Origin of the sequence: Trichocoleus sp. FACHB-40 (genome assembly GCF_014695915.1) — a bacterium.
GTDB lineage: Bacteria > Cyanobacteriota > Cyanobacteriia > Cyanobacteriales > FACHB-T130 > Funiculus > Funiculus sociatus.
In genome coordinates, this window is the sequence record NZ_JACJPF010000095.1 from 33,579 (window position 1) to 53,575 (window position 19,997).

Below are 19,997 nucleotides of genomic sequence, written 5' to 3' on the forward strand. Positions count from 1 at the left end.
CGACTCTTGAATTGCCTAGCCTTGCTGTAGCTAGACACGAGACATACTCGGAGCATTCCGAGCTATTACCGCACCCGCCCAAGGGACAACTCATACTCTAATCCATCCATTTAATGTAAATCTTGAATCTCGCCACAGCCCGGAAGGGCAAGTCACAGACAGCACTTCGTGGTCTAAGCCGCTATCGAAGAAGACAATGCCGTTGTTTTTCGGGCAGTATCTTTCTCCGGAGTCGCAAAATTGTAGCTCTCCGTAGCTGAATGCTTGTGGCTCAGAGAAAAAGTAGTAAACAAACGTTAGGCACCGCGTTGCTGTGTCAGCGGAAGCATTATCTTTATGCCTCCGGAAATACTGTCCGTGATTGTGACCAGTCATCTGCATTTCTACTTGTCTGGGGCTGAACTCAGGCAGGGATAACGCCCTTGCAGCTTGCGGTACAGCTTTTAGCACTTCTTGGGAGATTTTTTCATAATGCTCCAGAAAATCCCAGTGATACAGAATTTTGGAATGCCGCCAATCGGGATAGATAGCGCTGGTATTAACAGAGGAGTGAAATTTGGATTCGGATGCGATCGCAACCTCTAAAATTTCGCGATGAGTTTCTGGATCTAGAAAGTTGGACTGACTAACGAATTGTTTATGAGGAGACAGGAGCATAGCATCGAATAACAATAGTTGGATTTTCAGTGACTGATGCTGCGGTAATTCGCAGCAATTTGACTTGTTCTTCTTTGAGAGCAGAAGCTACCTTGCAGGCTCCTTCTTCAATGCCTAAATCAGAAATTTTGATAATGGCTTTTAGTTCGTTCCTAGCCTTAATAGCTTCACCTAGAGGCAACTCCTCAATGATTTGAGCTGGATCTATATCAAAAAGCTGTTTTTGGTCGGGCGTGACGACCAGGTTTTTAGTAGTGGCATCCCGGTAAAGTTGGATGCACTTATCAGCGTCAGGCGGAGCTAAAGCTGCAAAACTCCAAGTCAATGACTTCCGCCAATCTTCAGGGTCTGTTATTGGTGGATTAGGGTTATAGGTTGTGGTAATTAATGGGGTTATTTTTAGTTGATTGTTTTCATCAGTTTTGTTATCTCCTGTAATCGTCGTAATCCTGCACCAAGATTTATTCTTGTGCCTGCCATGCTTGATAGTTGCTATCCACTTACCATTTGGAAAAGCGGATAAATAAGTTTCAAAAGATTCACCTTTAGCGATTGAGAAGTTCAGGAACCTTGGCTTGCAAAAGCCTCCGATCCAAAACTTGATAATTTTGTTTGGTCGAAGCTCTGTTCTTACAGGAGGCGGCGGAGGTGGCGGCGGAGGTGGCGGAGGTGGCAGCGGAGGTGGTGGTGGTGGTGGTGGTGGTGGTGGTTCGTCAGGATGGATTTTTTCGCCATCATCTGCAATAAGATAGGCGGTTAGCCCCTGGATTTGAAGAGAAGGTAAATCATAATAACTATTATTAACAGCGGTTGATCCGGGAGTGGCTATTTCAAAAATTCTACCGTCAGCTTTGTAAATTGTAAGAACATAAAAATAAAACGGATAAGAAGCAGGTGCTGTTTGTTGTCCATTAATGCAAGCATCATTATCGGGATCGAAAACTCCCGGAGCTGAAATAACGGCTTCATGGAAAGAGGTTACTCTGGCAAAACTGTATGTATCCCCAAAATCAGCATTACAGAAGAGTTCTCCCGCAGTATATTCCCTAAAATCTGCGGCGGGGGGATCAAAGTCATTAGGGCAGACCTCGACATAGAACACCGAGGCCTTGTACCGCAGCTCAAAGGAAACCGATTTGTTGGGCTTTCTGCGAGGTGGATATGAAGGCGGTGGAGGAGGTGGAGGCGGAGGCGGAGGTGGAAGCGGTGGAGGAGGTGGAGGCGGCGGAGGTTCGTATAGACAAGATGCAAGCGTTGGGTATACTCCAGTTGCATCCGGCATTTGAATACAGAATTCGCCTGATTTTTCCCAAGTGGGGCAGTCGAAATTTGTTGGGGAATTAGCTTCAGTAGTAAAAAGTATAGGAACAAAATATTTAATTTTATTAGTAGAGAATCTTTCTTCCTTTTTCTCCTTTTTAGTTCTTGGTGTGAAGTCAGCGCTTAATCCACCTTCTAAAGTTTGTGCGAACAATACTTGGTCGTTGGGTAGTATTTGCCCATTGGTGATGACTTTAGCTCCTAAAGGTTCGCTGCCAAGGGATTGCACGATGCCACGACCCTCTGAAGACTTGAAGCCTTTGTACTGAGTATGGCGGGTTTGGTTATCTAGTCTTGCCTGGGAATTTATTGTTTTTTGATTGAATACTGCTCTGTTAATTGCGATCCGTCTTGCTGCTAGTTCTTCCGGGGTAGCCATTTACCAGTTCACCCCCGTGCCAAGATTCGTATTGAAGAAACTCAAATCGAGGACAGCCTTAAAGGGCGTATTTGCAGGCACGACCTGAAGACTATCAGCCTTGTGACCGCTGATTAGAGTTCCATCCGCGTAGTGGCAAGTTAAGATTCCGGACTTATTTGATGTTGGGATAATCGGATTTCCGCCAATAGTTGAGGCAATTTGATAGGTGCTGCCAGTAGTGTTTATAGCGAAATATGTAGAGCTGCTGACTTGACCTGGGAAGCTTCCATTCTCGCTAATACTGAAAGTAACTTTACTTCCAGAGGAAAGCCCGTGATCGGGTATGGTGAAAATTCCTGTGCTGAGGTCAATATCAGTGACGGTTTTGTTTGCGGTGCTGGTGGAGTTACCAATAAGCGCGATCGCATTCCAGTAAATATCCTGTGTCGGAGTGAAAGTCCAGTTCACAATAGGGGCTTTTACTCGTCTTGTCGTTGGGTCGTAGGCAATAGCTTGAGAGTCTACAACAATGCTAAACCTCTCGTATCCGTTGGCTTCCTTTACTTCTGAAGCAAACACCGCTGCTTCGGAACTGATGCTAGTCCAGGTGGCGCTATTGCACAAGATAAGCCTGGTTCTGTTGGGGTCGATGGGCGTGGCAAGTCCCAGATTTAGCTTTGTGCTGTGAAGTATCCAGCTAGTAAAAAATCCGCTGCTCATGTGTTTTGCTCCACTACTACGCGATCGCCTCCAACTGTCACCAGGCGCGAACTGCTGACAACCGAGACGATATTGCTAACTGTTGTTCCCTGGTCTGGTTGCAATGATGTGGAGACTCTAAACTCCATGCCCATCGCTGCTTTTGCCTGAAAGACAACGAGATAGGGCGGAACTGGGGGAGCATTTGGGGTTAGGGTGGGGACTGTCCCGATCCAGATACCGTCAAACTGCATGACAACGCGCTTTTGAGCCAGCGCAATTGTTAACCCGTCGATGGCGAAGGCGTGGCTCAAGTTATTGAACGGATCGAGCCAATCAACCCGATCTAAAGGCGTTGCGCTAAACATCGACTGCTCTAGGGAGACAGAACAAGATTGCCCCTTGTAGCGTCCCCAGAGGATTGCGCCCTCAATCTCCCCAATCATCCGAGCCTGCTGTTCCGAAACCAGCAAGCCGCCATCCACCATGAATTCCCGCTCCCGTTCCCTGAATAGAGGATTGCCAAACATGGAGGGGAGGCGAACTTCGACGCTAGTCTGCTTTTCTTTGATCTCGTAAATTGGGGGAAATCTGTCGGGAGCTGGTGGCTGCGCTCCTCCTGAATTTGATTTCACCAGCCTATCTTCAAAGGGAACCAGAGCCAGCTTTGCATTCAATGTCAGGAAGACATTATTCGCTTCCAGGCTCTCAATAACTTCTGGTCTTGCTACACCCAGCGGCTTGTAAGATTTTTCTGTCTCTTCCCACTCACCCTCCCGGATTTTTCGCCATTTCTGAATGCGGCGCTCGACTGCGAAAAGGCTGCTAGTTCCAACTGCGAATTTTTCTTCAGGTAGGATTATCGCCGCTGGCTGGGAAGTTGTAGTCGTGATTGTAGGGCTGATGAGTGGCGTGGCATCACTGTCCACATATTCATATTCAATAACAGTTTTGCTTTCAAGTACGAGCTGCATTAACCCGAAGCTAATGCTATTGGTAGGCTGAGCTGCAATGTATTCGCGATAGGCAACGCCGTAAGGTTTATAGACTGAAATCTCCGTTCTGGTGATACGTCCTTCGTCTGGCTCATTACATTTGGCGTTTGTGCTTGGCTCGTAATAACTTTTTTCTACTTTCTGTTCGCCAGTCGCCAAGGATACTCTGCCTCTAAATACAGATTGCTCTGGCATCAATAAGCCTAATGGTTGGCGCTTTGTTGTAGTTGTTATTTTTGTCCGGTTATCGAACTTTAGTTCTTCTTTAGTCTTAGTGATCTCAACGATGATGGTACTCAGCCCCGCGAGTGGATTGACCATCCTGGCAGGGCCGTACTCGATTGTTGTGGTAGTGTCGTCCTTCTTTGTCGGCTCTAATTCCTGAATGACTCCAGAAACTTTGATAACATCACAGGGTTTTTCTGCGCCTGTAAGTCTTTCGTAACGGACATCATTTAAACCTAGCTGGCGGCTAAGTATTCGTGGTGAGATTTTTGGATTTGAAGACTTTACTTGTATTTGCCCATGCTTATTTTGAAAAGCTATATTTCCTGATGCCCAGCAAAGCTTTCCAAACAATTCGATATAACTTTCGTTGGTGAGCTTGGGCAAACTTGTCTTTAGTGTGTAGCCGCCCAATGACCCCACGAATCCAGAGATCCCCGCCCTCTGTAACAGCCTGAGAGCAAAGTAATCAAAGTTTCTGGATTCTCCAAGGTCTACGCACGCGCCATCATCGGCGGCGCTGCGGAAGCTCAACAGGGATAAGATGCAGCCTGCTTCAATCTTTAATTCGTTGATGCCGTTGTACTCGGCATTCAAAATATAGAGAGTGCCGAGGATGGGCGCGATCGCTAACTCCCCAGAAGCATCAGCAATAAAAGTTTTTATAAGCTGTCCCCTAGCCCAGCGGGGATTGCTCCGGTCGTCCATGTTCTCGGCGAAGCCAAAAGCTCTGCCCAAAACAAAAGTCGCCGAGATTAATATCAACCCCGATTGATCACGATGGGCGTAGCCACCATCAGCACTCTTAAGAGCGGTGGTGCAGTTTAGCCCCCCGATAGTAAGGGCGTAATCTCTGGCTGAAACGTTGACAAGGGGCATCTAGGCGCGGTAGACCGTGTTTTGTCTCAGCTTAAAAGTTATGCCCCAACTTGTTTAGGCTGAGTTAGATGTGCGGAAATCCGCAGGAAGTCCAGACACTAAGCTGGTACTTTTGAGGATTCTTGAAATGTCAGATTCACCGTTCGGATTCTTCCTAATTCCGTGAAGTCTGGAGGCTTGACAAACCAAACATTGAATTGAGCGAAATAGCTAACGTGACTGCTGCCAATATTGGTGGCGGTTGTCCCAGATGCGATCGCTCTCGTTCTCGGCAATCGCTCTTGATATTTCTGGTTGGTGTCTATTAATCGGACTTCTGCGGGAGTATAAGGCTGGGTTCTCCGGAGTAAATCGAACTCAAAGTAGATTGCTCCGATTAGAGCTTCTTGGTTTTGATCTACAAAGGCGTTCACTGACCAGATGAATTTTGGTTCAACTCGCGGCCCGACACCGATACTGGTACCGTAAATGCTGTATTCCAGTCCAGCGTAAGGCTCTACAACTGCTCTTGGTAGTTTGTTGTCGGGAAACTTGGTAAGGGTGACGGACAAGCTGCCAAGTATTAGCTGAATGCTCATAAGTTACTGCTCCTCATTGACTGCTTGCCCAAGTCTCCATAAATGCTGGCGGCATCTCGTACTGGGCTGGCTGTCGATACGTTTAAGTTTGTGGGGCGGGATGCCATGCTGGAGATATTTTCGTTGAGTTTTCTCAACTCTTCGATTACATCTTTATTGCCGACTTTGGCAGATGCCATCGTTGCCTGTAGCTGAATCGGGTTTGCATCCTTGAGTTGTCCGGCTAGTTGGGCGATGTCCCCCATATTGTTCTGTTGCAGCATCATGGCGAAGAATGGATTGTCCTGCATTGACATAGCTGTTGTGAGTAGGTTGGACTTGCGATCGCCAACTCCACTATTGAAAGACTGCTGGAATGCGTCCTTGGCTTGACGATTCTGTTCCCATTCTTTGGAGCCAACCCGGAAGGTGAAGCCGCCCCCACCACTTCTGGAGCTTGCTTCCGATGCCGCACTCTCTGCCAGCCGCTTAGCTGCTTTTTCAGCTCTTTCTAGCTGCTGAGCATTGTTTCTCGCTGCATCCGCCGCTGCTTCCTGAGAACGCTGGGACTGCTGGGTTGCCTGCATCGTTCTTAGGGCATTGGCTTGCATCTCACTTTGATAGCTCAAATTTTCCTGAGCCAATTGCAGATTGCCCTGAGCATTAGCAAACGCATCCTTAGCCAGACGCTCTTTCGAGCGGGCATCAGTGATCGCACGATTCCGCTCTCTGGGGTCTTCGAGTAGCGCCGCTTTTTCCTCTTCAATTTTGGCAGCTTCAATCGCGCTTCTGGATTCTATTTCCTCTTTCTTTGCGGCATACAGAGCTTGCCTTGCCTGCATCTCGGTGCGTTTGAGGTCGAACTGCATCATCACTTCTGAATGCTTTCGCTCTGCCTCCTGTGCCTGTTTCTTGGCTTCTGCCAGCTGATTCTCTAGGGCGAAGCGATTATTAAGAACCGCAAGTTCTATCTCTGCCAGCTTCCCTTTGGCTGCCTCGCCAGCGCTGCCTGACTGTTTGGATTGGGCAATAAGCGATCGCAACTGAGTCGGGTCAATGGCAACGCCAGCCGCCCGGATTTGCCCAACAATCACATCTCTAAGATTAGCCGTAGCCTTACTCGCTAACGAGTTGCCAGCGGCGTTGAGCAATCCATCTTCACTTAAGAGCCGCCCAAACAATTCCTCAGCTTTTTTGAGTTGTTCTAGGGGAGCTTCCAGAGACGCTATCTTGGCATCCGATAGGGCTTTAGATAGGCTCTGGCGGGACTCTAGAACGGTTTTTAGCTGTTCATCTGACTTGACTAACAGCTCGTTCTGCTTGCTTTGCAGGTCTATCTGACGAGATTGTTCTTCGCTAATGCGCTGGTGGTTGCGGATCTTATCATCCAGCGCAAATTGAGCTTCTTCTCTTGTGCGTTTTTCCGCAGAAATTTGGAAGTCTACTGTTTGGGTGAGCTGTTGCTGCAACTGCCCTTCGAGTTGGCGGCGTTCCTGAGTGGAAATGTTCTGCGCTAGTTTCTGCTCGGTTAGGCGAATTTCTGAAGAAAGCGATCGCGCTTGGATTGCCTCAATCTCCTTAGCGGCTTCACGCTCGGAGATATCCCCAGATGCTTGACGGGACTTAACCCCTCGGATAGCAAGTTCTTTACCTTGAGCTAAATCTGCCTCCTGCTGAGCGTTGGCTTCATCACGTAGGCGCTTCTGCTCTTGGAGCTGGGTGTCTAACAGTTGGATTTGTTGTTGACCTAGTTGCTGCTGAAGTTGGAGCTTTTCAGTTAATACTTCCCGTGCTGATTTAACGCCTCTTCTGCCCAAGTCATCCAGCTGCGTGAGCTTATTTTTAGTCTGCTCAATTTCCCGAACTGCTGAATTCTGCCCAATAGTATGGATTTGAGCTTGAGCATCGGTTTCGTTTAGCTTGCCAGAAAGCTGAGCGTCCTTTACTCCAGCAACTTGCGATTGTTGAAGTTGAGCGATGGAGCTTTCAACCTTGCGATTGGCTAGTTCTAGATCAGCTAAAATGCGCTGATTAGCCTGCTGCCTCAGTTGCAGCTCTTGCTCTACTGCCTGCTTTTTAAGGTCAGATAGTTGGTTGGTGAGTTCACGGTCTTTATCATGAAATTGCTGGGCGCTAATCTTGCCTTGAGTGAACAAGTCAAAGTAGGCTTTGCGCTGGTCGAAAATATTACCAATCTGACGCTCTGTGGATTTGAGGGAGATTTTAGCTATCTCCTCAGCCGCTTGTTCTTCAGTGAGCAGCAATCCCTGCTGCTTACGGCGGACAGCAATAATCGTGCCATTTTCCTCGCGTTTAAGTAAGGATTCGCGCTCGTTGACAGCTTTCTGCATGATGGCGAGACTAGCCGCTTCCACTTGCTGCCTTTCCTGCAATTCACTTGTCGCCACCTGGACACGAGACTGAGCTAGTTTTAGCTCATCCTCCTTAATTGCCTTCATGCCCTCCAGCGCCTTCTTTTGAGCCTCAGAAGAATCTGGAAGCCTGTCCAATACTGATTGAATCTCAGCTGCCGAGGTTTCTGTGGTAACTCCTAACTCTGCCAGGATTGGGGCGTTAGCGCCTTCTCCGATAGCTGTACGGCGCTTTTGGATGGAAGATTCTAAGTTGGACATCTCACGCTCAATGCGATCGCGTTCTGCCTGAGCGTTCGCCAGTGCCGCCCGTTGAGGAGCGAAGTAATCTTTGGAGAAGCCAGACAACTGCTGTTGTGCGATTCCTTCCTGCCTAGCAGCCGCTGCAAACTGGGACTTCTCGGCATTATTTGCCAATTCAATATTCAATAGGCGGAAGGCTTGAGAAAGTGCCAACACTGGGTCTGCCTTACTGGTTTGTAGCAGTTTCTCAAGTGCCATCTGCCCTTCACGAGCTTGATTGAAGGTTAAGGTTAGCTCTCTCCTCAACCCTTCAATATCCGCTCCCCCCATTGAATCTTTCCCCTCCGGCGTGTCCAGAAAATCTAACTTAGCCTTGGCTTCGTCAGCGGCTTTCTGAAGCTGGGTTAATTTCTCTGTAAATGGTTTAGCAATATCAGTTCTTTGTTGAGATAAATTACCAAACTGCGTGTTTAGTTCGGCGAGTTGTTTTTTTAGTTCGGGAGGAACTGCTTTTCCAAGGTCTGTGAACTCTCGCTTGATTTGGGCTTGTAGGATTTTGCGGTTTTGGGAGACTCGTTGTAACTCACTATCGACTCCTTCAAGCAGGTTAAGTGGGGATGAGCCTTTTTCTACGGCTCCCACCTGCTTTCTAACCTCTAAGAGAGCCTCAAAAATAGCCCCGCGAGATTCATAAATGGACTCCACAGCGCGATCACGGTCGAGTTCGCTAAACGTAACAATGTTTTTTGAGAGTCCAGTTGGGTCGATAGAGCGCAAGCCTAGAATTCCGGCATCACTCCAATTAGAGGCTGAAGGGGACTCATTTTTGCTGAGGCTGTCTGTGGCGTTTTTAACTTCAGAAATTCCCTTGGCTGCGTCATTAGCTGCACTTTCTAGATTCTTGAAATCTTTAGCAAGGTCGCCACCGCTAAACAGGGTAGACCCCAGCTTAAATAATTCAATTGCACCGAAGACAAAGGCAAATTGAAGCGCCATTGTTTTTGCTGCTGCTCCTACTGCTGCCATCCCTGCTGAAATGCCTCCTAATGCAGTCTTCACAAAGGGTAAAGACTTGATTAGTGCAAAAACCGGAGGAATCAGTTGAGCTATTCCTACTACTGCCATCGCTGACAAGGTTTGTGTCAACGCTGCACCATTTTTGCTGGCACTCTCTAAAATTCCCGACAATAAGTTCAAACCTAGCTTTTGAATGGGGAGCGCCCCTTGCCCGACTGAAAGCTGTAGGTCTGTCAGGGAACTATTAAAGCGGTTCAAAGCTGCCTGTCCTGTATTGGCGGCTCCTGCTACACCTCCGGCTGTTTCTGATGCTAATTGCTGGGTAAATCGTGGTAAGAAATCTTGAGATAATAGCTGTCCATTGTCCAGCATTCTGCTAAATTCTTCGGTTGTAACTCCCAGCGCTCTAGTAGCAACAGCCGTTGCCATTGGGAGGCGTTCTGACAGCTGGCCCCTCCATTCTTCGGCGCTAATTTTGCCTTTTGCAGACATCTGCTGGAGGGCAACGTATATCCCCTGAGTTTCTTCTGCTGAAGAACCCATCACCGACGATGCTTGGCTGACCGCACCAAATATTCCTTGCGCTTGTTTTTCTAAAAGAGTTCCTTTGACGGCAGCACTGAATTTAGTAAATCCTTCTACACCTGCCATTAGTGGCGTGTTTAGCCGCTTTGCTTCCTCTCGAATAAAGCTCATGTTCCGTGCAGCTTGTGCTGAGCCACCCGAAACAAACTTAAGCGTATTGGATAACGTTTCAAATTTCAGGCTGATATCTAAACTGGTTTTGACAAAATTACTAAACGTGCTAAAAGCAGCTTTTAGAGCTGTTAGCGATAACAATGCCCCACCTAGATTGATAATGCTATCTCCTAAACCAGGGATAGCTTTGTTGCCTAGTTCTCGCACTAATTCAATAGTGCTTGATAACTTCTGTTTGAAGTCACCTCCAAGATTGAACGCATTACCTATTTCTCTCCCTATACTCTTTAAATCTTTAAATTGGTTCCTGACGCTGTTGTTGATCTCCGACGCTTTTCCAAAAAGACCTTCTGTGATAGTTTTGCCTAAAGATTTATTTTTTACGTTCCCCACGGCACCCCGAATAATATCCGGAGTGAAAGACTCAAAAGCGTAGGCATCGAGTTCTGTTCGCCCAATTAACTTTACAAAATCCTTGGGTAATAATTTTCCAGCACCTTCTTTGACTGACTGCATGGATCGCAAGGCGTTTAACCACGCTCGTTGCGGAGCAGCTTCTTTGGGAATTAAGTTTACCCCTAACTTCTTAATACCCGTGAATACTTGCGCTAAAGAACTTCTGCCAAAATCAAATTGAAAAGCATGGCGAGACTCGTGAACAATATCTACTAACTTGTTGGAGTCTTTAATGATTTGGTCATAGCCTGATTTTAATATCTTCTCCGTTTCTTTAGAGATTATTATTTGATTTTTCTTGATTGAATAAAATGCTTTTGCGCCAATTCCTTTTAGGTACGTGTCATCGACAACCAGTTTAGGAATATCAGATTGATTGAGCTTGACCTTGGATACTCTAGCTGATTCTCTAATAATGGATTCGTAAATTTTTTGAGGGTCGCTAGAAGAGGTTTGACGCTTAAGTAACCTTGATGCAATTGCTTTTATTCTCTGGAGGGCATTTTCCTTACTTGTGTCAACTCTGGGTAGACCTTCAATATCTAGATTTGAAGCGGTTACTACTTCGTTATTTAAAGCTTGTTTGACTTTTTTAGACTGGGCATCCCTAAGTAGGGGAGAGTAATTATTGTATTGATTAGCAGTTGTACCGAGTGTTTGTCCTAGCGTTTGCCTAGCTTTAGACGATAAATCTTTCCTTTCAGCCAAGATTCTATCTAGTCTTGCCCTTAAAACATCTACCTCGGTTAAGGTTTCCCCTGCTAATTGTTCGTTGACTAATTGCTTGTTTTTACCCGTTCCTTTGAAAGCCTTCCTTAGATTGGTGGTGATTTTGGATTGGATGCTTTTTACTTCTTTAAGCAAGGCCTCCTCTGAAATCTCCATGTCTGGGTGCAAGTTTATTGGCTTGCTCTCTAAGTTTGACTCTAGCTCGGTTTTGACTTTGTTAGCAACTTCTGTTATTTCCTCTTGGGAAATTTTGACATTAGGTGTTACTTCTTGCTTGGACACCCCTAGCATATCCGAGAGAATTTCTTCTGCCTCTTTTAGGGCATCCAAATACTCGTCTATTCCCTCTTTTAAATTTTCCGATAATCCTTCTAAGGATTTGTCAAGTTCTACCCTTAGCTCTTTTATTCCTTCTAAACTTTGGCTAAGAATAGCTTTTTGAATAGTGGGGTCTTTGATGGGTGAAGCGATTGAAGATTCTACTTGAGATAGCAATACTTCAATGTTCTTTTTGTAATCAAAAACCCTAAAAGCTTCAGGATTTAGAAAATCCTTTTTTACTCCGGATGAGGCACCTTCGAGAAAAGACAACAGATGTTTCTGGGCAGTCGGCTCCGATAAGTAGGTTGCTAATTCATGACCAAAGCCAGGTGTAATCTTAGTTTTGTTCGGAGAAACGGCTCCTAAGATTGGAGCTGCTTTATTAACAAGATTTGTTACCCCGTCGCTTTCTCTTAAGACCGTCTGGTATGTTGCAGGATCTAGCTTTGAAAGCTTACCCCAATGAGGGGTTCCTAACCCAATAGCTTTGACAGGAACTTTTAGCTGTTTAAGAATTTCTGCGGCATCATGAGCGACAAATCCACCCGCCGAATAACCAACTAATCTAACGGGCTTTTTTGTTTGCTGGTGTAACTCATAGGCCTTTTTTGCCATTTCAACAGCATCAGGGTTTATTCCGTTCTGTAGGTTATGGGACGCGATTTTTAACGCAGATTCAGCAGTCCATTTTAATGCGCCTTGATTCCCTACTGATTCAGATACGTCAGTGTGTATATCTTTGATAGGTACAATATGGTGTTTTGAGCCAAGTAACGCCCCTACCTTCTGTGCTACCTTTTCAGATGATTTTCCCTGTTCGCCAGCAAACCCACCCGAAACTAACGTTATATATTCTGCTAATTCAGAAACACTTTCGGCTTGTTCATTCGGGGCGTAATTTTTTTTAATGTCGTTAGCTGTCTCCCTAATTATCCTTTGCCTGCGCTTTCCCATTCCTTCAAAAGGAGTTGCAGCGATGTCACCAAAGGTTTCTCCGACTCTTGCTAGATTTTTCAGGTTCGCCTTGAGCGGATTTAAGCGAAGAATTCCGTCGAAAAATGTGACGATTCTTTTTTCTAAAACCTCTAGCTTATTGTTTATTGCCTGGGTATCAATTATCTCCGTGAAAACATTTCTGATTTCTAGGAGCTTGGGCTTCAGGTCTTCAATGCCCTGTTCAAACCCGGCTTTTTGGAGAAGTTTGTTACCAACTCCTTTGCCAATACTGGTGAAATATTTTGAAAGGTTGTTCCCAACATTAATTAAAGAGGTGCCTATTTCTGACTCTAGATTTTTAACAAATCCAGTCGTTAGCTTTTGGGCATAAGTAAGACCGATACCTTCTTGAAATCCGCGAACCGCATTTTTTAACGGGGAGGCTAATAAATCAAGCAAACCTCCGGAGCGGATTTTACGAAGAGAATTGGAAATACTTTTTGATAAACCCTCTTCAACATCATCGATTGAAGATGAGATGACTCGTTTTAATGCAGCTTCATCAATACGGATGATGGTTGTAGTATTATTTTCGCTTCGAGAGCCGCTAGAGCTGGCATATTTGACGTTGACTGGAACTTCTAAAACCTGTGATCGCACCTGCCGCTGCAATTGAGCCATTTGGCTCTGCATATCAAGCTTTAGCCTCACAGGTACGTTAATCCCTTGCGTGCGGTACTTGTCTCGATAATGTTTAAATTCTTGTTCTAGTCCGCTAAATTCAAACCGAACTGGCATCTGGAAATCTTTGTATTGATTTCCCAGCCCCTTAATTTGGCGATCAAACTGGGCGGTATCGAGCTTAAGATCGACTGATAATTCTCCAATGCTGGTCATGATCCTAAGCCTTCAAATTCAGATAGAGTAATTGTCAAAATCTCAGGCGTTCCCATCTGGTCATCGGCGGGAATTAATAGAGTTTTCTTGATGCCATTGAGACTAAGGATTTTGGGCAACACCTCTCTCATAGACTTGCCTCTGTCCCACTGCTTGATGTGAATCGTCCATTCGTTTTCGACCCGGTAGCAGTCGAGCAAAGCCTGAGTAATAGGCCGCGGGTAGGGGATGACGATTTCTAATCCCTGAATCTGAGTGCCGTCAGGTGGAAAAGTTTCAAAGGCTTTGATGACCGCGATCGCTTTCACCTTCCGACCATTGGGGAAAACGTACCAGCCCAACATTCCTTCTAGAGCTGACTCAACAAGCGATCGCATCTCCCGCGCTTCCATCAGCTGTAGACCTTCCGCTTGATTTTGACTTTGGCTTTGATGCCGCGCTCTTTCATGGCAGCCTTTAACTTTTCAGGTACGTCTACCCGGTCTACGGCTTTTTCGGGCCACTTCCGACCGGGAATATATTTGCCTCTCCCGTAAGCTCTGAAACCGGAGTAAAGCGCGATCGCGTATTTATATCCCGTCTCTGGGCTGGTCGGGTTCCAGGCAAACTTCGCCACGCGGTTCTCGACAGTGACAACTTGAGAGTTTACAAATCGTTCTGTGTCTACGATGTCTTGGTCAGTGAACCCCTGATCTGCGAAAGCGCTGGGATCACGGATGACCGCTTCCATTTCTAGTTCCAGGGATGCGACAACATCACCCCAGGCTTCATCTAAAGCCTGGTTAACTTTGCCGATACCTTTGGGATTTAAAGTGAATTTCATTTTGTGCGGAAATCCTCACGAAGACTGGCGAAAGTAAGCTTGAATTTTGCGTCCGCTCTTCTTCTCACTCCTGTAGGAGGATTTCATTAGAAGCCGGATTTTTATTCGTCCTTTGCATCCATCAACAATCGCATCACATTCCAATGGCAATCTGACGCGCTCCGGTAGCTGCATGGGCGCTACCAAATAGCCTTCTAGAAAAACTTCGCTCAAGTCCACGCCCGGAAGCGATCGCTCTTTAGAACTGCCATTTTGGTTCAGCATTGCTACGATCTCCACTATTTCCTCCACTGGGGTTTCGTTCCCGGTTTCGGGGTCAACCTTAATGCGATCGCCCATCACTGGGACAAATAAAAGTGCATTGGCGTAGCGGGAAAAAGGAGAACGCATTATATCCCCCACCGCTTCTTGCCTAAGTGTTTCCAGTTGGGTACTTCGCCTGGAGGCACATAAGCCAAGCCCCAAACTTGAGCGGTTAGTATTAGCCTGCAACCTATTTCATATTTAAAAAAGTCAACTAATTTGCAGATATCTCTTTGGAAACGGTGATAGGCATACCAAGGGAACGGCGTATCAGTACGAATGCAAGTCAGATAGAGTCTATCCTCCTTAATTACTTCGATTTGCCAAAGGTCTTTTATTTCTGGATACAACTCTCGATTGATTCGGACTGGGGCGCTTGTGTCTTGCCATTCGTAGGTTTTGTAAACGCTACCGTCTAAAGGATTGATGTGAGAACGAACTAGGATGTAAGTTTCTTCCATAGCATTAGCATTTACAACAATATCCACTTGGAATTTAGATTGGCTCCGGGTTCTGTACCCGGTGGGATAACGATGGTGTGGGCTTCTTGAGTGTCGATATCCCAGAGAAGTGTTTTGCCTTGTGGAACATCCTCGGATGCGATCGCCATCCCGCTCACCAAATTGCCTGAAGTTACGGGAAGGATTACGATTAAGCCTTTGGTCATCCAGGCTCTGGAGCCTCTAGCTTTTTCACCTTTGACGTTCTTCCGTAGGTCTTCTACTGGCGCATATTCCAGCGCCCAAGTGGGCAGCATCTCGTCTCTGGATAACTCAGTGAACGCATCACAGATATCAGATGGGATGCGCGATTCTTCTGGATTGTGAAAGAAACAGAAGTCTACAGGCGAGAAGTAAGGCGGTTTGGTTTTCTGGCTATTGGCGTAAATAGACGTAGAAAGAGCAGTGGGCAACTCTTTTCTATGGTCTTGTTCACGCTCAATTTGTTTTCCTTGCTCTAGCGCCTGCAACACTAACCACGTTGGCTGGTCTGAGAAATTTAAACTGCTAAAGCGGGAATCTCCTGGCCAGTAGTGCTGGATTCTCCAGTAGAGCTTTCCCCAGTCGATGGATTCTCGGACTTCTCCTCTAGCTGCTTTCCCACCGTCTCAGCGGTTGGCTTTTCCGGTTCAGCTTCCCCGGTCATTTCGTCTTGGGCAAATTCCCAAATCTTCTGGAACAGAGCGTCAGAAAGGTCTTTAGAATCTTCAGTTGTCCAGCTATCATCAACCCGGTGAGCGAGAATTGCTGACACTGCTGCCAGTTGCTTAGCGCGTCCAGCCTGTTCAGAGTTGGCATTGAGAGCCAAAATATCTGGAGCGTAGCGAATGCGGCACTGGCGGAAAATTTTAGCTTTCGCTTCAAGTTCACTTTGGCGCTTCTGCGCTTCTTTAGGAGAAAGCTTACCTTCCGATTGCAGGATTTCAATTTCCTCTTTTTGATACTCTTCCCAGCTGGGAGTGGCAACTATATCAAAAGCAAATAATAAATCGCCTAACTCTTGCTCGGCATCAACCTTTACTGCCAGTCTAGAAGCTTCAGCGAAAGTATTAGGCAAGCTACGGATTGCTTCATCTACAGCAATTTGCTCCCCTACTTTCAACCCACCTAGAACAGGAATTTCCAGAACGCCGGAAGCTTCATCGCCGACTAATTTAGTGTTTTGTTTCGGAGTAATCTTGAAAGGCAGTTTCTTCATAACTTAAAAAAAATAGACAGTTGCAGACGATCTCATCCACAACTGTCTGATTTTGCTCTCACAATTACGAGTCTGATATTTCTTAGGTTGGCTCAACTGTCGTAACCGGCCCCCGGAATTTGAATTCCAGGTTACAGTTCATGATGTTGTCACTTGGGATTTCGATTGGCACACCTTGGACACCAGCAAAGCCCCTAAAGACAAAGCCTTTGGTGTAGGTGTTATCACACCCCGGCTTAGGAAGTTCTAGTTCTAGATACAGCTCTTTGAAGTTTTCACGGGCGAACATGATGGACTTTAAGCCCGGATCTGTGGAGGAGAAATAACCGTTGGCGGAAACACCATTGCCCAGCATCGTAGTGATTTGATCCTTCCAACCGTCGTTGTCGAAGGTCATTACGTCCTGCTGCGCGTCGTCGGAGGTCAAGTTCGCGTTGGTGCGGTTTCTCAACAGCACTGGATAGGGAGCCGTTGCTCCAATGGCAATACCTCTCTTAGGAGCGAGAATTGTTAAGGTTGTTGCGCCAGCGGCGATGTCAGCAGTTACCTTCACTGGAACCTGCTTTCCGGTTGCATCTTCAAACAGCAGCCATACAGGTGCTTTAATGATGCGGGTAGTTGCTGGAGCTACGGTGACTGTGATGCTAGTAGCGTTTGCTAGTACAGCGGTAGTGGCAACCGTAAAGACGGTGCTTTCGGGGAAAACGCGATCGCAATCATTCAAAACTGCGACGCGCACCTTAGTGCCTCTTCCTACTTCGTATTGTCCGTTACTCATGATAATTAATTAGTTAGCTAGTAGTAGTTAAACGGTGGTGTAGTCTTCCTCAATCCCAAAGCCGCCCTTGATAGTGCGGGTAATGGCAGGCGTTGTGGTTTTGAACTCCACATCGAACACAAACCTCTGACCTGGCTCGAAAGCTTTGGTGTCCTCTGGGAGCAAGGCAATATCTACTAGGGAGATACTGGGGTTTACTGTCGTGAGCGTGATTGCTGCCCCGGTTCCCGTCGAAGATTTTGTGAACACAACTGGCCCAACGGTGCCATCAGGCAAAATCATCTTTCCGGTCAGAGTTGCGGCTATTCCCGTCAATACAGCGCCGAAGACTTTGCCTTCAATCAAGATGGAATCACCGCGAATAAAAGTGGGATCTTCTGACCTGGAATTAATCGGCTTTCCAGTCAGCTCGTAATACAGGTCAATACTTAGGACTTTCTCTGACATTGCTTTACCTCAAAAATGTGCGTAAATCCGCACGTCAAACCGCTACGTCTGGAATCACTGTGAACCTGTCCTGCTCAATCGTCTTTCTCTTGCCGTCAATCGTGCGCTCCAGGTCGTAGATCAAAGTAGTTACCTCTGGGAAGATGGAGGTTTCTAGCCCTGATAAATCGGTAGAAGCTTCCAGCACGTTGCCAGTTACGCTAATCAGGAAGTCGCTTCCTTCCTTGACCAGCAGAGGCGCACCGTGGGGATGTTCGGAGGCAAGCTTGATTACCAATCGCAAGCTGATAACCTTTGCTGGCTGTCCGTCTTCACTTTTTTGAGAGGGATCGACAACCAATACGGCTATGTCGTCCAGGTCATCGCCTCTCATGAAGGTTGAGCCAGCTATTGGCTGATTAGTGCTTTTGCGGTAGAACCTGTAACTTCTCATGCGGAATAAAAAGTGAAATACTCAGATTCGATCAGGTAATCGCGGGTTGAGCCATTCCCCAGCGAGAAGATGTAGTTAAGCTCGACCTCAGTGGACGTATCAGGGAAAACTGTTTCGTGAGGTAGCAGGTTCACAAACCCGGTGAGAGTTTGCGAGTTATCTGAATGAGTGACCAATTCATCCAAATAAATTCCTGAGTGGTTCGTCTTAGTTAGTAAAGTTTGTCCTGACAAAGTTCTCAGGCTAAAACTAAACTCAAGGCCACCTTCTAGAACGGGGCAGCCGTCTTGAATCCTTGCTAGGCGCTTACCAGAAATTGAGAAACTAAAGCTGTGACGGCGTGATTTTGGCAGCCGCTGTTCCTGCAATCGCTTGCTATTAAGAAACAGTTCTCCCACTGGCGTTGGAATTGGCGGGCTGACATCCAAGTATTTACAAGTCGTCTCTGAAACTGCCTCGCCTACCACTTTCGTGAAATGCTTTAGTAATGCTTTGGCTTTACCTGTCCCTTTACTAATGGCAGTTTCTAGTTTCAGATGCCTGTTGCGTCCCCACAAAGACAAATCGCCTTGAGTTACTGCCGTGCCTCTTGCTACGGCAAAGTGCAGGATTTTAAACTTTGCCACCGGGACATCATCGGTCTGTGACGTGGCTATTCCTATGGCTCTGGCGTAAATCTTGGTAGTCATTGCTTACACCAGCCTGAATTCAATGTCACCAGGCTCAATGATTAGCTGAGTGTTAATTGCCATCGACTTAGCTGAATCTAGCTCGGCATAAGAGAGCAATTGATTTCCAACCATGAAGCCAAACCAGTTGGTCGTTCCCTGAGCTGCTGTCACTACAGGAAATTCAATCCTCGTGCTGTTTTCTTTCAACCCACCAACAGAAGCAGCAAAATTGCTGGCATTGTTGGCGTAAGGCTGGGCAAGAAAACCACCCACATTTGGCACAGTCCCCGCCGCGACATCGCTAGGAGCGCTCGTGAAATACACGGAATCCAGTACAGGGAAAGCAGGCATTGGAATGCCTTTGTAGATATGATTTAATATTTGGTTTTTCAGCCAGTTGCTATAGCATCCAGGCTGCCAGCGGTGAACCAAGCCACCTGCCAAAACTACTAGCGAGTCATTTGTCTCAATGAGCATCCCATCTTCGGCAGGGAAGTAAGAAATACAATTCCCACCAACAGAGGAATCGAAAACACCCAGCCCAATAATGTCACCCTGACGGTTGCCAGAGCGAGGCAGCTTGATGTCATCAAGGTTTTGAGTCATCTGCGCTGTTGAAGACAGCCAAATGCTGGGAGGTACGGATGCCCGCTGACTTCCTGCTGGTTCAGCACCAGGCCCATTGGGGTCAGCCATTGTCACAAAAGGCGCAAGATAAAGACTTGGAGGTGAAAACTCAGTCCCTCCGAAGACTTTATCCTGTACCTTATTTCTTCCGTAATTGGTAAAACTTCCAGGCATAATATGAAAACCTAATTCTGGTTTTTGGCGATCGCATAGTCTTTAACCTGGGTGGTGTTACGGGCGCGATCGCTTTCCCGTCTTCCCTAAAAAATATTGGCGACCTCAGAGGTTAGTTTGTAGTCGATGAGCCTCGCCAACCGGAGTCTGAGCTTTGCCTTGTACTTTTCGATGGAGCAAGGTTTGTGTTCGGAATACTGGAGTTCCCCAGCTTTGAGCAGTCCAGCCTCATCCGTACTCGCCTCGTCAAGCGCCTCATCTGCCTTGAGCAACTTGGCAACCAAACCCATCGCTCGGTTCACTAAGTCTTCTGATTCCTCTTCAGTTCGCCGCAGGCACGCCTCTAGCGTGGAGAGACAACCTGCGGGAACTTCGAGGACTTCTAGGATTTGGTTGCGATCGCTTCGGGAGAATGGCATATCAAAGCATTGGGCAATCAGGTTTATTGCTGGGGCAAAACACCCCGCTTTCGTTAGTGCGGCGTTTTTCGCCACATGAGCTGCAAAAAGGAATCCCAGCGGCTCGATAAAATCCAGTTGCAAAAACCGATTGCGGTTCTGGGGATTCCGACTGTGTTTCTGGAATCTCTGGAAGCGATCGCTTGGCTGGCTTTTTGTCTGGAGGCTGAACCTTTGGAGTCTCAGCTTGTTCCATGCCTTCTGTCTCTTCTGCCATCTAGT

The 19,997-nt window shown here is 46.8% G+C and carries 19 protein-coding genes; all 19 read right to left on the reverse strand.

Annotated elements, in window-relative coordinates:
- Window positions 1–90: 90 nt before the first annotated feature.
- Window positions 91–657, reverse strand: a complete 567-nt coding sequence (locus H6F63_RS20700; protein ID WP_190639355.1) for a 2OG-Fe(II) oxygenase — start codon at window positions 655–657, stop codon at window positions 91–93.
- A complete protein-coding gene (locus H6F63_RS20705) occupies window positions 638–2,356 on the reverse strand; it encodes a hypothetical protein (protein WP_190639356.1) in 1,719 nt (572 codons plus the stop codon). Before H6F63_RS20705 ends, H6F63_RS20700 begins: the two co-directional genes overlap by 20 nt.
- Window positions 2,357–3,058 carry a hypothetical protein gene (locus tag H6F63_RS20710; RefSeq protein WP_190639357.1) on the reverse strand — a complete coding sequence of 234 codons (702 nt, stop codon included), beginning with the start codon at window positions 3,056–3,058 and terminating at the stop codon, window positions 2,357–2,359.
- Window positions 3,055–5,136 carry a hypothetical protein gene (locus H6F63_RS20715; protein ID WP_190639358.1) on the reverse strand — a complete coding sequence of 694 codons (2,082 nt, stop codon included), beginning with the start codon at window positions 5,134–5,136 and terminating at the stop codon, window positions 3,055–3,057. The genes H6F63_RS20710 and H6F63_RS20715 overlap by 4 nt, the downstream gene beginning before the upstream one ends.
- A 98-nt stretch (window positions 5,137–5,234) precedes the next feature.
- Entirely contained in the window at window positions 5,235–5,714 is a 480-nt protein-coding gene (locus H6F63_RS20720) for a hypothetical protein (RefSeq protein WP_190639359.1), read from the reverse strand.
- On the reverse strand, window positions 5,711–13,363 hold the full coding sequence (locus tag H6F63_RS20725; protein ID WP_190639360.1) for a tape measure protein: 7,653 nt from the start codon (window positions 13,361–13,363) through the stop codon (window positions 5,711–5,713). Before H6F63_RS20725 ends, H6F63_RS20720 begins: the two co-directional genes overlap by 4 nt.
- On the reverse strand, window positions 13,360–13,755 hold the full coding sequence (locus H6F63_RS20730) for a hypothetical protein (protein WP_190639361.1): 396 nt from the start codon (window positions 13,753–13,755) through the stop codon (window positions 13,360–13,362). The genes H6F63_RS20725 and H6F63_RS20730 overlap by 4 nt, the downstream gene beginning before the upstream one ends.
- Window positions 13,755–14,186, reverse strand: coding sequence for a hypothetical protein (locus H6F63_RS20735; protein ID WP_190639362.1), 432 nt, complete (start codon window positions 14,184–14,186; stop codon window positions 13,755–13,757). Before H6F63_RS20735 ends, H6F63_RS20730 begins: the two co-directional genes overlap by 1 nt.
- Before the next feature lie 15 nt (window positions 14,187–14,201).
- Complete coding sequence (locus tag H6F63_RS20740) at window positions 14,202–14,576, reverse strand: hypothetical protein (protein WP_190639363.1); 375 nt, start codon at window positions 14,574–14,576, stop codon at window positions 14,202–14,204.
- Complete coding sequence (locus tag H6F63_RS20745) at window positions 14,576–14,977, reverse strand: hypothetical protein (RefSeq protein WP_190639364.1); 402 nt, start codon at window positions 14,975–14,977, stop codon at window positions 14,576–14,578. The genes H6F63_RS20740 and H6F63_RS20745 overlap by 1 nt, the downstream gene beginning before the upstream one ends.
- On the reverse strand, window positions 14,962–15,459 hold the full coding sequence (locus H6F63_RS20750; RefSeq protein ID WP_190639365.1) for a hypothetical protein: 498 nt from the start codon (window positions 15,457–15,459) through the stop codon (window positions 14,962–14,964). The genes H6F63_RS20745 and H6F63_RS20750 overlap by 16 nt, the downstream gene beginning before the upstream one ends.
- A 29-nt stretch (window positions 15,460–15,488) precedes the next feature.
- On the reverse strand, window positions 15,489–16,187 hold the full coding sequence (locus tag H6F63_RS20755; protein WP_190639366.1) for a hypothetical protein: 699 nt from the start codon (window positions 16,185–16,187) through the stop codon (window positions 15,489–15,491).
- Window positions 16,188–16,269: 82 nt separating this feature from the next.
- Window positions 16,270–16,965, reverse strand: coding sequence for a hypothetical protein (locus H6F63_RS20760; protein WP_190639367.1), 696 nt, complete (start codon window positions 16,963–16,965; stop codon window positions 16,270–16,272).
- A 27-nt stretch (window positions 16,966–16,992) separates the two neighbouring features.
- A complete protein-coding gene (locus tag H6F63_RS20765; protein WP_190639368.1) occupies window positions 16,993–17,412 on the reverse strand; it encodes a hypothetical protein in 420 nt (139 codons plus the stop codon).
- A gap of 34 nt (window positions 17,413–17,446) precedes the next feature.
- Window positions 17,447–17,845: a hypothetical protein gene (locus tag H6F63_RS20770; RefSeq protein ID WP_190639369.1), complete on the reverse strand. Its 399-nt coding sequence runs from the start codon at window positions 17,843–17,845 to the stop codon at window positions 17,447–17,449.
- A complete protein-coding gene (locus H6F63_RS20775; RefSeq protein WP_190639370.1) occupies window positions 17,842–18,534 on the reverse strand; it encodes a hypothetical protein in 693 nt (230 codons plus the stop codon). The genes H6F63_RS20770 and H6F63_RS20775 overlap by 4 nt, the downstream gene beginning before the upstream one ends.
- A 3-nt stretch (window positions 18,535–18,537) precedes the next feature.
- Window positions 18,538–19,317 carry a hypothetical protein gene (locus H6F63_RS20780; protein ID WP_190639371.1) on the reverse strand — a complete coding sequence of 260 codons (780 nt, stop codon included), beginning with the start codon at window positions 19,315–19,317 and terminating at the stop codon, window positions 18,538–18,540.
- A gap of 86 nt (window positions 19,318–19,403) precedes the next feature.
- Window positions 19,404–19,736 carry a hypothetical protein gene (locus H6F63_RS20785; protein ID WP_190639372.1) on the reverse strand — a complete coding sequence of 111 codons (333 nt, stop codon included), beginning with the start codon at window positions 19,734–19,736 and terminating at the stop codon, window positions 19,404–19,406.
- A gap of 1 nt (window position 19,737) precedes the next feature.
- Window positions 19,738–19,992 (reverse strand): hypothetical protein, encoded by a 255-nt coding sequence (locus H6F63_RS20790; RefSeq protein WP_190639373.1) that lies wholly within the window; start codon window positions 19,990–19,992, stop codon window positions 19,738–19,740.
- Between the last annotated feature and the right edge of the window lie 5 nt (window positions 19,993–19,997).